General features: G+C 64.4%; 8 protein-coding genes. 6 read left to right on the forward strand and 2 right to left on the reverse strand.

From position 1 onward, the window contains the following. Positions 1-30 precede the first annotated feature (30 nt). The 3 genes from AEB_RS03780 to AEB_RS03790 all read left to right on the forward strand — a co-directional run bounded on the left by AEB_RS03780 (position 31) and on the right by AEB_RS03790 (position 3610). The gene (locus AEB_RS03780) at positions 31-639 is read left to right on the forward strand and encodes an HNH endonuclease (protein ID WP_119082004.1); all 609 of its coding nucleotides are present in this window, start codon (positions 31-33) and stop codon (positions 637-639) included. Positions 640-737: 98 nt separating this feature from the next. Next, positions 738-2996, forward strand: a complete 2259-nt coding sequence (locus AEB_RS03785; RefSeq protein ID WP_119082005.1) for an NADP-dependent malic enzyme — start codon at positions 738-740, stop codon at positions 2994-2996. 107 nt (positions 2997-3103) lie between these two features. After that, a complete protein-coding gene (locus AEB_RS03790) occupies positions 3104-3610 on the forward strand; it encodes a YybH family protein (protein WP_172592991.1) in 507 nt (168 codons plus the stop codon). Positions 3611-3797: 187 nt separating this feature from the next. Here the strand turns inward: AEB_RS03790 and AEB_RS03795 are convergent, their stop codons facing one another. Together AEB_RS03795 and AEB_RS03800 are read right to left on the reverse strand one after the other, a co-directional pair. Next, a complete protein-coding gene (locus tag AEB_RS03795; RefSeq protein WP_119082007.1) occupies positions 3798-5048 on the reverse strand; it encodes a type II toxin-antitoxin system HipA family toxin in 1251 nt (416 codons plus the stop codon). A 6-nt stretch (positions 5049-5054) separates the two neighbouring features. Then, positions 5055-5279: an XRE family transcriptional regulator gene (locus AEB_RS03800; protein WP_231958891.1), complete on the reverse strand. Its 225-nt coding sequence runs from the start codon at positions 5277-5279 to the stop codon at positions 5055-5057. A 318-nt stretch (positions 5280-5597) separates the two neighbouring features. On the opposite strand from AEB_RS03800, the gene AEB_RS03805 reads away from it, so the two are divergent. The 3 genes from AEB_RS03805 to AEB_RS03815 all read left to right on the forward strand — a co-directional run bounded on the left by AEB_RS03805 (position 5598) and on the right by AEB_RS03815 (position 12908). Further along, entirely contained in the window at positions 5598-6512 is a 915-nt protein-coding gene (locus tag AEB_RS03805) for a DUF7146 domain-containing protein (protein WP_119082009.1), read from the forward strand. A 77-nt stretch (positions 6513-6589) separates the two neighbouring features. Beyond that, positions 6590-10837: a strawberry notch family protein gene (locus AEB_RS03810; RefSeq protein WP_119082010.1), complete on the forward strand. Its 4248-nt coding sequence runs from the start codon at positions 6590-6592 to the stop codon at positions 10835-10837. A 103-nt stretch (positions 10838-10940) separates the two neighbouring features. Then, positions 10941-12908, forward strand: coding sequence for a ParB/RepB/Spo0J family partition protein (locus AEB_RS03815; RefSeq protein ID WP_119082011.1), 1968 nt, complete (start codon positions 10941-10943; stop codon positions 12906-12908). Positions 12909-12996 lie beyond the last annotated feature (88 nt).

Raw genomic sequence — 12996 nt, forward strand, 5'->3', positions numbered from 1 at the left:
TCCTTTCGCACGTATCAGGGAGGACACGCAGTGTTCAAAGCCGAACTGATCGAACGGGCCGCGACGTTCCGCAGCGCGGAAGAGGATCCGACGCGGAAGCTGGAAAGCTGCCCGGCGTTGGTGCTCAACGCCGATTACACCCCGCTTTCCTATTACCCGCTCAGCCTCTGGCCGTGGCAGACCGCGATCAAGGCGGTGTTCCTGGAACGGGTCGATATCGTCGCCTCCTATGACCGGGAAGTGCATTCGCCCTCGCTCGACATGAAGATCCCCAGCGTGATCGCGCTGCGGCAATTCGTGAAGCCCAGCGAATTTCCAGCCTTCACCCGGTTCAACCTGTTCCTGCGCGATCGCTTCGCCTGCCAATATTGCGGCAGCCCGCAGCATCTCACCTTCGATCACGTCCGCCCTCGCCGGCTGGGTGGGAAGACGACGTGGGAAAATATCGTCACCGCCTGTGCGCCGTGCAACATGAAGAAGGGCGGGCGCACGCCGGCGCAGGCGGGAATGCGGCTGGTGGTCGATCCGATCCGGCCGACCAGCTGGCAATTGCAGCAGCATGGCAAGTGCTTCCCGCCGAACTACCTGCATGAAACCTGGCGGGACTGGCTCTACTGGGATATCGAACTGGAAGCCTGAGCGCGGCCCTGCGGGCGGTTTTTCCTGCTTTTCGCTTGCCGCCCTGCCATGGGCCGCTAGTGCGATTGCACGCGAAACCACAAACGCAGAGGACGGCCTTGGCGGACCCCACCGACAGCTTCACCGCACGGGAAGCGCTTTTCTACCACGAGACCATTCGGCCCGGTAAGATCGAGATCGTCGCCAGCAAGCCGATGGCGACGCAGCGCGATCTCAGCCTTGCCTATTCCCCCGGTGTCGCGGTGCCGGTGCAGGCCATCGCCGACGATCCCGCTAATGCGGCGAAATACACCGCCCGGTCCAATCTGGTGGCGGTCATCTCCAACGGCACGGCCATCCTGGGCATGGGCAATCTGGGGGCGCTGGCGGCCAAGCCGGTGATGGAAGGCAAGGCGGTGCTGTTCAAGCGCTTCGCCGATGTCGATGCGATCGACCTCGAACTGGCGACGGAAGATCCGCAGGCCTTTATCGACGCGGTGAGCCTGATGGAGCCGAGCTTCGGCGGCATCAATCTGGAAGATATCAAGGCGCCGGAATGCTTCATCATCGAGCAGGCGCTGCGCGAAAAGCTCAAGATCCCGGTGATGCATGACGATCAGCACGGCACCGCGATCATCTCCGCCGCGGGCCTGCTCAACGCCTGCCATATCACCGGCCGCGAGCTGAAGGATGTGCGGGTGGTGGTGAACGGCGCCGGCGCCGCGGCGATCGCCTGCACCGAACTGATCAAGGCGATGGGCGTGCCGCACGATCATGTGCTGATGTGCGACCGCTCCGGCGTGATCTATCCGGGGCGGGACAATATGGACCAGTGGAAGAGCGCCCATGCCGTGGTGACGGAGCGGCGCACGCTGGAAGAGGCGCTGGTCGGGGCGGATATCTTCCTCGGCCTCTCGGTCGGCGGGGCGCTGAAGCCCGAATGGGTCGCGCGGATGGCCGATCAGCCGATCATCTTCGCCATGGCCAATCCCGATCCCGAGATCACGCCCGATGCCGCCAAGCAGGTGCGGCCCGACGCGATCGTGGCCACAGGCCGATCGGATTATCCGAACCAGGTCAACAATGTGCTCGGCTTCCCCTTCATCTTTCGCGGTGCGCTGGATGTGGGGGCCACGGCGATCAATGAAGAGATGAAGATCGCCGCGGCCGAAGCCATCGCCGAACTGGCGCGCGGGCCGGTGCCGGAAGAGGTCTCCGCGGCCTATGGCAAGAATCACCAGTTCGGGCGGGACTATATCATTCCCGTCCCCTTCGATCCGCGGCTGATGGAGGTCGTGTCGGCCGCCGTGGCCCGCGCCGCGATGGACAGCGGCGTGGCGCAGATGCCGATCGAGGATTTCGACGCCTATCGCCACAAGCTGAAGAGCAGGCTCAATCCCACCACTTCGGCGCTGACCAATGTCTATGCCGAAGTGCGCAACAATCCCAAGCGCGTGATCTTTGCCGAAGCCGAAGAGGAAGTGGTGCTGCGCGCCGCGATCCAGTTCCGCGATTTCGGCTATGGCACGCCGGTGCTGGTCGGCCGCACGCAGGCGGTGCGGGAGAAGCTGGCCGAGCTGAACGTCGGCGACGTCGATGCCTTCGAAGTCCAGAACTCGGCGGATTCCGAGCTGGTGCCCAGCATGGTGGACTATCTCTACGCCCGGCTCCAGCGGCGCGGCCATACGGAACGTGACGTGCGCCGCATGGTGAACCAGGAACGCAACACCTTCGCATCGCTGCTGCTTGCGCTGGGCCACGGGGATGCAATGATCTCCGGCCTCACGCGCACCTTCGCGCAGACGATGCGCGAAGTGCGCCAGGTGCTCGATCCCAAGCCGGGGCAGGTGCCCTTCGGCGTGCACACGATGGTGGGGAAGAACTTCACCGTGTTCCTCGCCGATACCACCATCAATGAACGGCCCACCGCGCCCGAACTGGCGCATATCGCCAAGGAAACCGCCGCGGTGGCCCGACGGCTGGGGCACGAACCGCGGGTGGCCTTCCTCTCCTATTCCACCTTCGGCAATCCGCCGGGCAAGTGGCTGGAGAACATTCGCGAGGCGGTGCATATCCTGGATGAGGAGCAGCCGGGCTTCGAATATGAAGGCGAAATGGCGCCCGATGCCGCGCTGAACCCCAAGGTGATGAAGCTCTATCCCTTCTGCCGCCTGTCGGCGCCGGCGAATGTGCTGGTGATGCCGGGGCTGCAATCGGCCAATCTCTCGGCCAAGCTGCTGCGCGAGCTGGGCGGGAACGCCACGATCGGGCCGATGCTGATCGGCATGGAAAAGCCGGTGCAGATCGCCCCGGTCACCTCCAGCGCACCCGATGTGCTGACGCTGGCGGTGCTCGCGGCGGCGGGGGTAGTAGGCTGAAAGCACACGCCCTGCATTGAGCAGGGTCAAGGAATCGCCATCGATTTCGCGCCATTCCCCGGCGGGACTGCGGCCAGACGGGCCGCGATATGCCGGGAGAGATGGTGATGAAGCTGCGTTCTGTTCTGCCCCTGATAGCACTGGCCCCGCTGGGCCTGCTGGCCGCCTGCGGCGGTGCCGTCGCGGACCCCGAAGCAACGCTGCAGACGGTGAAGGACACCGAAACAGCACAGCTGCAATCGCTGGCGGCAAAGGATATCGACGGCGTGATGCGCTATTACCGCGATGATGCAGTGATGGTGACGCCGGGCGCTGCCCCGGCCAGCGGAACGGCTGCGATTCGCGGTACCCTGCAGCCCCTGATCGCGGACCCGAACCTGGCGGTGAAGCTGGACCAGGGGCCGGGCTGGGCGGCGCAAAGCGGCGACCTTGCGGTCACCACCGCCAGCGGAACGCTGACGATGACCGGCCCCGGCGGCGCGCCTACAACGGTGCCCATGCGCAGCCAGACGGTGTGGCACAAGGCGACCGGCGACACCTGGAAGATCGTGTCGGAATATACGGTGGAACTGCCGGCCGCGGGCGCAGCGGCAGAAGCCCAGCCAGCGGGCTAACCGCCCGCCGCTACCGGCGGCGGAAGCGGAAGTACCAGATTTTGTCGTCCGAAAGCTCTATCATATTGAGTTCGTTCCATAATCTGGCATTTTTGGGGTTCCAATTTCTGTTCTGGCAATCACCGGGTAATCACCAAAGAGCAGATGCGCTTTTTTTGCGACGGGCAGAAGCGCAAGAGAGCTGTCATCAAGCATCTGTCATCGCGAGGCGGAAGCACGTTGCAAAGCGCTTGCGATCGGCGCTGCTGACACCGGCCTCGGCGAAGAGTGCCTCCCACCTCGCGCTCACGATTTGCTTTACTTCGTCGACAATCGCCGCGGCTTCTTCGACCCCCAGATCGAACACGGCAGCCCCGGCAAGGGCGTTCTCGAGCGTGGCATTGCGACCCTCCGGCCCCACTCCGAGAACGAGCCGGCGCTCGAGACCAACCTGGGGCTTCGGAACGACGTCGTAGAGTGGCGACAGTCGCCAACCCGTCCCATCAAACAGGAAGCCATGGTTGCGCAGGTGATCATCGTCGTTCGTGACGAGGATGTTGAACACCATGCGGCGAAACAACTCGTGGAGATCCTTGCGCACCTGAGTGCCGAACTGCCGGATTGATCCTGCCAGATCGGCATAGCTGTAGCGGCTGACCTCGCTCTCGTGCGCCCCAAGAATGGTCAGGCCCGAAGCGAACGGCAGGCGCTCAAGCCGATTGCCATGGGGAATGCGATCGAACCTCTCGATCAGGTAGATGTCGCGGTCGAGAACCCTGCGAAAATCGAGCGACGGCACATCGAGACCGCATTCCGCGGCAAGACGCATTGTCGCGAATTCGACCCGGCACTCGGGGAAGCTGTCACCGCGCATCTGGAACTTAGCGATCCAAGGTTGCAGGCCGATCGTGGTAGCGGCCTTGGGTCGCGCTCCGCCCAGCGAGGAGCCGACCGACAGGAGCGCGCGCAGGTTATCGTCCAACTCGTCTACGTGCTGCGCGCGCTCGGCGGCTTCAGCGAGTTCGGCAAGCGTGAACTCTTCCCCTGGAGCTGGCCCGTCTCCCCACGGGGTGATGCGCTCCGGTCGCTCTGGAGTGGGCCCGAAGGCCAGCGCGCCCACCCGGTGATCGCCCGAAGCAAGAATGAGATCGGCATCGCCTGGCAGGCGATCGCCCATCGCCTTATACATGAGGTACTGGCCCCAGCCGTCGGGTGCTGCATCCCGGATTCCGTTGAAGACGGCAAAGCCCTCCTCCGTCTGGTAGGTGCGCGCCGTTCCCGCGTCGTGAAGGGGGAGGGCTACCGGATCGACGGCAACCTTGTCGGATCGCTCAAGATAGCGGCGGCCATAGGCAAAGGTCGCGTACTTGTTGCGCGGTTCGTCGGTCATCGTGAGAAGCCCGGCGGGGACCGGACCTTCTGAAAGATGCACGAACACATAGGTGCGGACGGTCGGCATGGCTGGCTAGAAGTCCAATTCGTCGTCGCTGGCTGCGTGGGTCGTCTTGGGCAGACGCGAAAGATCCTCGCTGATCCCGGTCCGGTCGCTGTCGGGGGCGACCAGTGCGGCAAGGCGCTCGGTCATCCCCAGGACGTGGAGCGCGCTGGCGAGGACCGCCAGGCCTACAGTCGGATCGCCAGCTTCGAGACGCTGGAGTGTCTGGACCGATACGAGCATACGCTCGGCCATCAGGCGCTGGGGTAATTTCCGGCGGCGGCGCGCGACCGCAAGGTCCCTGCCCAGTCGCGCAATCGCGCGCTGGCTCTGGGGCGGCAGTCCGCTGGCGGCTCGTGAAGCACGTGGCATGGGCTATTAGATGACATATCATGCGAGTTTATGCAAATTGGCATGATATGTCATGTGAAACGTATAGGGCGGCCACAGTAGAGTCGATCAGCAAGATGTCCGAAAAATGTATCACAATTTCGGAAAATGGACGGGCGGGGATCACAGGCGGGAGGAGAGGCTGCGGCGGAGGACGGCCACTGCGTTGCGAAGGAGCCGAGAATGTCCGTCTGCATCCCTGCACATCACAATTCTTCTCTCGAAGATACAGCACGTCGGATCTGCGAATCGCGCGGCGGCAAATGGGCGGGCACGAAGGGGATGGCTTGCTGCCCTGCGCATGACGACCGTACGCCGTCGCTCGGTGTGTCACTCGGACGAAAGGCCATTCTCTTCCATTGCTTCGCAGGATGCGATCAGCGCAGTGTGCTGTCTGCACTGGCACGCGAAGGTTTCGATGCGACCTCGCTATTTTCAGGTTCCGCGACTGCGGACCATTCCGAGCCGGCCAAGACTCTCAAAGCCTCGGCCGCAGCCCTGAGGATCTGGCGCGGAGCGCAACCGCTGCCCGCGAGTCCGGCAAAGGCCTACCTGGAGGGCCGCGGTATCGTCGCCGCATCGTCGGCTCTTCGTTTTCATCCACGAACGCCACTCGGCCCGAAAGGACGAACCCGCTTTCTGCCGGCTATGATCGCGGCCGTCGGTCTCGACGAGGGACCAATCGCAATCCACCGCACCTTCCTGGCTCAGGATGTCGGTACCAAGGCCGACTTCGCAAAGCCGAAACGCGCGCTCGGCTCGCTGGGCGGAGCTGCTGTCCGCCTTTTCGCTGCGGTTGCCGGCAAGCTCGGATTGGCCGAGGGGATCGAGAGCGCGATGTCGGCCTATGCCCTCACCGGCATTCCTGCTTGGGCGGCATTGGGCAATGAGCGCTTCGGTCTCGTCTGCGTGCCCGACAGCGTGACCGAACTCCATCTCTTCGTCGATCATGACGCCGGTGGCGAGCTTGCTGCTGCACGGGGTCTGGCGGCTTACGCGCGAGAAGGAAGGACGATCCACGTTCGCAGACCGTCTACATGCGGCATCGACTGGAACGATGAGCTCCGTGCGTGGCTGCGCCGCAAGGCGGCGCCCTAGAGGAGAGAGGGCTTCTCGAATTCCTGATCCGGCAGAGGGCGCGCGTCCCGATGCCTCAATCAGGAGGACGAACAGCCATGTACCAGTCAGACTTGTTTCCCGCCAGCGAGCAGTCCCTTTCAGTGCCTCTGGCATACGCCATCGGTGCCAGGATTGCCGAGGAGCTCGCATCAGGACGTCACCTTGCCCGCGCCGATATTTCGGGCCTGTTCGCCGAAGAAACCGGCGTCCAGGATTGGGGAAGTGCCTGGACCATCGACGACTACAATAATGCGGTCGAAATCGGCGCTCTGCTCTGGCTTCGTGAATCGTCACGCATAGACCTTGTGAGTGGGGTGCATGAAGCAGAAGCGCGCTTCGACTGGCTCGAGGCAGCGTTACCGCCCCGCCACGTTCGCAGCGAGGCCCAGGTCGAGCTGCAGCAATTCTCGACCCCGCCGATGCTGGCCTGGCTGATGGCGAAGGCGGCGGACCTCTCCAGCCGGGACATCGTGCTCGAACCGTCCGCCGGCAACGGTGCCCTCGCGATCTGGGCGGACGGCTGTGCGAAGTCACTCGCTCTCAACGAGATCGCTGCCGACAGGCGCGCTGGCCTGAGGCGCATCTTTCCCGGAACTCCGGTCAGTGCACATGATGGCGAACTGATCGCCGACCTGCATCGCGGGCCGGATCCATCGGTCATCATGATGAACCCGCCGTTCGCGCGCAGCCACGAGCGCGGCCAGGATGGTGATACCGCGCGGCGTCATTTGCGCAGCGCGATCCGGGCTTCCGCCGCTGGCGGCAGGATCGTCGCGATCATGCCCGAACGTTTCGACGCTACGCCCTTCGCCAAGACCCACGGCGACGCCTCGTTACTTCTCGATGTCCGGTTGCAGCAAATGTTTGTGCGGACCGGCACGGGGATCGCCGTGCGTATGGTCGTGTTCGACAAGCTTCCGACCGGGTCGGTCCCGCCGATTGAAGGCGATACGCGCCGCCTGATCGAACTCCATGCCTTACTGGCAAAGCTTCCGGCTCGCGCCTGCGCATCCGCGAGCCTTCACCGTCTTCCCGCACGCAAGCCCGTGCGTTTCGGGGCCAGGGCCACGAAGCAGCGCGCGCCGATCCGACCGTCGGCGCCGTTTGCATCGAAAGCAACCTACGGCACCGCGGCGATAGAACTGGCCTATTCCGTGCTTGCGGAGCCTGCGCCCGTGCCCGAGCAGACAGGAATCTACCTGCCCTACCGGCCCAGCCGCATCGCATTCGCCGATACACCGGCGCATCCCACGCCGCTCGTGGAATCGGTTGCCATGGGCTCGGTCGCGGCCCCTCGGCCCGAAGTGCGCCCGATGCTACCAGCAGGTTGGCAGTCAGCCGGTTTGCTGTCCGACGCACAGTGCGAGACGCTCGTCTATGCGGCCCAGGCATTCGCGCGCGACCTTCCCGGGCATTTCCGGCCTAACCAGCAAGGGACGATGCTGGAGTTATCCGGCGACGGTCAATCCTACCGTCAGGGCTTTTTCCTCGGTGACGGGACCGGAGCCGGCAAGGGAAGGCAGATCGCCGCCCTGATCATGGACCGCTGGCTGTCCGGCGAGCGACGCCATATCTGGATCACCAAGAACGAGGCGCTGCTGGAGGATGCGCGCCGCGACTGGGAAGCGCTCGGCGGAATGGCGCTCGATATCCAGCCACTCTCGCGCTGGAAGCTCGGACACCCCGTGACGCTGCCCGAAGGCATCCTGTTCGTCACCTATCCCACCCTGCGCTCCGGTCGCGCCGAAGACACGCGGCTCGACCAAATCCGCGCCTGGGCAAGAGATACGTTCGAGGGCGTGATAGCTTTCGACGAGGCACATGCCATGGCCAATGCGCTCGGCTCATCGGGCACACGCGGCAAGGTCAAGGGCTCCGAGCAGGGCATGGCCGGCCTCAGGCTCCAGAACACCTTGCCGCGTGCCCGCGTTCTTTATGCCTCGGCAACCGGTGCGTCGGATATCGCCAACCTCGGCTACACTGCACGCCTGGGCCTGTGGGGACCGGAAACCGCTTTCCCGACCCACGAGGCGTTCATGACCGATATTCGGGCCGGGGGTGTGGCGGCGATGGAACTCGTCGCCCGTGACCTCAAGGCACAGGGCCTCTACCTCGCCCGCGCATTGTCGTTTGCCGGGGTCGAGTACGATATACTCGAACATCGGCTGACCGAGGCGCAGATCCGCATCTATGACGCCTATGCCGACGCTTGGGCGATCATCCACCGCAATCTCGACGAAGCGCTCGAGGCGACGCGCGTGGTCGACGAGGACAGCGGCGATACGCTCAACCGCAATGCCAAGGCCGCAGCGCTCTCGATCTTCGAAGGCACCAAGCAACGCTTCTTCGCGCAGCTCCTGCTTTCGATGAAACTGCCGAGCCTGATCCCGGCCATGGAGGAAGCACTCGGCGAGGCGCATTCGGTCGTCGTACAACTGGTCTCGACCGCCGAGGCCATGCTTGATCGGCGCCTTGCCGACCTTTCCGACGAGGAACGCGAAGCGCTCGATATCGACCTGTCCCCGCGCGAATATGTGATCGACTATCTCGCCAAGAGCTTTCCTGTGCGCCTGATGCAGGTCTTCACCGACGAAGACGGAAGTCTTCGCTCCGAGGCGATGAGCGACGACGATGGCAATCCCGTCTTCTGCCCGCGTGCCATCGCTGCGCGCGATGCGCTGATCGAACAGCTCTGCGCCCTGCCGCCGATCGCAACCGCGCTCGATGCAATCATCGAGCATTTCGGGACCGAAGCGGTGGCCGAAGTCACGGGCCGGACGCGGCGACTCGTCATGGGGCGCGACGGTCAACAGCGCCTCGAACGACGAAGCCCCAGTGCCAATGTCGCCGAAGCGCAAAGCTTCATGGAAGGAACCAAGCGCATCCTGGTCTTTTCGGACGCGGGAGGAACAGGGCGCTCCTACCATGCCGATCTCGACGCGAAAAATCAGCAGCGTCGGGTTCATTTCCTGCTTGAACCGGGGTGGCGCGCCGACAACGCGATCCAGGGTCTCGGGCGCACCAACCGCACCAATCAGGCCTCGGCACCGTTATTCCGTCCCGTGACCACCGATGTGAAGGGCGAACGCCGCTTCATCTCTACCATAGCGCGCAGGCTCGATGCATTGGGTGCGCTCACGCGCGGCCAGCGTCAGACCGGCGGCCAGAACCTGTTCGACCCCGCCGACAATCTCGAAAGCGAATATGCCAAGGATGCGCTCACCCGCTGGTTCCAGTTGCTTTATGACGGCAAGCTCGAGGCGACGCGTTTCGGAGACTTCGTCGAGCGGACCGGCCTCCGGCTCGAAAACCCCGATGGCGGGCTGACCGACAATCTGCCGACCATCCAGCGGTGGCTCAACCGTATCCTGGCGCTGCCCATCGCCCTCCAGAACGCCATTTTCGATGAATATCTGGGACTGGTTGAAGCGCGCATCGAAGCCGCGCGCGAAGCGGGAACGCTCGATCTCGGTCTGGAAACCGTTCGTGTCGACAGCTTCGAGATTCTTGCGGACGAGTTGCTGCGCACCGATCCTGTCACCGGTGCACAAACCCGCCTCGTCTCGCTCGAGGTAAAGCGGCACCTTCGGCCCTTGCGGCTAGAGCGGCTCGTGCGCATGCACGAGATCGGAAGCCCGCACGCCATTCCCCTGCGCAATGCGCGCTCGGGAAGGATCGCCCTGTCGGTCTCCGCAAGGCGTCTTATTTCTGATGATGGCGCGGTGATCGAACGGCGCCGCCTGCTTCGTCCGCTCAAATCGGCCAACTGGACACTCGACGCGCTCGGCGAAAGCCTGTGGGAGGAAACCGGCGTCGCCGAATTCACCAAGCGCTGGCGGATCGAGGAGGAGGAAGCTGCGGCTTCTCCGGTCACCGAACGCGTGCATCTCGCCACGGGGCTTCTGTTGCCGGTCTGGAAGCGCCTGCCGGGCGATCACGTCCGGGTCACCCGGCTCGTTGCCGAGGATGGCCAGTCGATCATCGGCCGCGAAGTTCTCGATATCGACCTTGCCAAGATCGCCGAGACGTTCGGTCTGGCGGGGGTGACCGGTCCCGCTCCCGACGAAGTCGGGAAGCTGGTTCTGACAAGCGGCACGCCCCAGCCGCTCGCCAGTCATGACGCGCTGATGGTCAAGCGGTCGCTCGTCGGCGGTGAGCAGCGGCTCGAGCTCACCGGCTACGCGCCCGAGCGGCTCGAGTGGTACAAGGCCAAGGGCTGTTTCACCGAGATCATCCGTTACCGCACGCGGCTCTTCGTACCAGTGTCGAGAGCGTCGTCGGTCCTCCCCGCGCTTGCCGCCTGATCCATCGGGCGGACCCAATTCCACAATGAGAGTGGAGGGAGCCCTTTGGGCTTGTGGGCCTCGTGATCCTCACCTGCGCCTTCATTCCATCAGGAGAACACCCATGATCCAGTCGATTCCCTTGAAGAAGCTCGTCACGAGCCCGCGCAATGTTCGCAAGTCGACAGATGACCTGGCCGACCTCCAGCTAAGAGCAGACATCGCCGCGCGCGGCCTGCTCCAGAACCTCGTCGTGCGCAAGGCCAAGCGCGGCAAGTTCGAGGTCGAAGCCGGCGGCCGCCGTCTCGCCGCTCTGCAGGCGCTGGCCGAAGAAGGCACGCTGCCCGCAGCGCACGAAGTCACCTGCCTGGTCATCGAAGGCGAGGAAAGCGAAGTGCGCGAAGCAAGCCTGGCCGAGAACTTCCAGCGCCTCGCGATGAACCCGGCCGATGAGGCGCAGGCCTTCGCCGCTATCATCGAGGCGGGGGCGAGCCCTGAAGACGTGGCGCGTCGCTTCGGTCTCACCGTCCGTTTCGTCGAAGGGCGCCTGCGCCTGGCAAGCCTTGCTCCCTGCGTCTTCGAAGCGCTCGCCGAGGGCGCGATCACGCTCGACATGGCCAAGGCCTATGGCGCGATCTCCGACATCGAGCGCCAGGCGCATGTCCATGCCGAGCTGCAGGATGCCTGGTACCAGATCACCCCCGACACGATCCGCCGCATGGTGCTCGATGCCACGGTGCGCGGTTCCGATCCTCGGGCCGTTCTCGTCGGACGCGATGCCTATCTCGCCGCGGGTGGCCGGATCGAGCGCGAACTGTTCGACGATGACGCCAGCGAGAGCTGGATCGATATCGCGCTGCTCGAGGACCTCGCGCACAAGGCCATGGAAGAAGCCGCTGCCCGGACAGCCGAGGAATACGGCATCGCCTGGGTGCGGCCGACGCTTGGCAATTATGTCAGCCATGATCTCGTCGAAGGTCTCAGTCGCTTGCCGTGCGAGCCTGCTCCGCTGACCGAACAGGAAACGCAGGAACTTGCCGAACTCGAGGCCGATTACGACCGCGTCGCCGCCGTGCTCGAAGACGAGGACAGCGACGAAGACGAGGTCGCCAAGGCCGAACAGGAACTGGTGGCGATTGACCGCGCCATGCGCGTGCTTAACGATCGCCCCCCGGTTCTTGCCGAGGAACTGAAGGCCGAGGCCGGTGCCTTTCTCGTGCTCTCGCGCAACGGCGAGCCGTCATTGGCCCCGCAGTATTACACCGAGACGGAGGTTACTACCGACGACGATGGCGCGATCGAGGCCGTTGAGGAGAGCGGTGGGACGAAGCCCAAGGGCAGTTCGCTCTCGCAGCGCCTGCTCGACGAGCTTGCCATGCAGCGCCGTGACATCCTCGCCATTCACCTCGCCAACGACCCCGCGCTTGCGCTGGACTTCATGGTCTTCACGCTCGCCGATGCGGACGGGCACGACTGGCGCGCGAAGAAGGCATCGACGCTTGTCGGATCCGACGCTTCGGGTCCGATTGCCGGATTCGAGGCCAAGGACGCGCCGGCGAGCGCTGCGCTAGCCGAGTTCGCCGGAGCGCTGGACGAAAGCTGGCGTTCGGGGACAAGCCAAGTCGAGCGGTTCGAGACGTTTCGAGGGCTTTCCGACGAAGCGCGCTCGGCCTGGCTCGGGCATGTCGTTTCGCGAACCCTGATTGCGAGTTTGGCATGCGAAGGCGAACGCTCGGTGCCCCTGCACGAGGTACTGGGTGGTCTGCTCGAAGTGGAGACCGCGCACTGGTGGCGTCCCACCGCCGCCAACTACTTCGATCGCGTGGCCAAGGCCCGCACGCTCGAGGCGCTGGACGCTGTAGGAGGGCCGGAGCTGGTCAGCCGATACGCGGGCTCGAAGAAGGCCGAGCTGGCAAGTGCCGCCGAACGCATCTTCTCGGGCGATTTCATAGGCGAAGCCGGCACCAAGGAGCGCGCGCTTGCATGGGTGCCGCAGATGATGCGATTTTCGGACCTCGACGACACACCTCCGGGCGCCCAACTCGAGCAGGACGCCGGACACCAAGCGGTGATCGCCGAGCAGGCCGCCTGACCCCCTCCTGACAGGCTATGGTCGCTCGGCGGGCGGTCCGTTCCTTCGGGGACGGACCGCCATTCCTCGTGCTTCAAACCTTGACGCC

Source organism: Altererythrobacter sp. B11, from assembly GCF_003569745.1.
Classification (GTDB): domain Bacteria; phylum Pseudomonadota; class Alphaproteobacteria; order Sphingomonadales; family Sphingomonadaceae; genus Croceibacterium_C.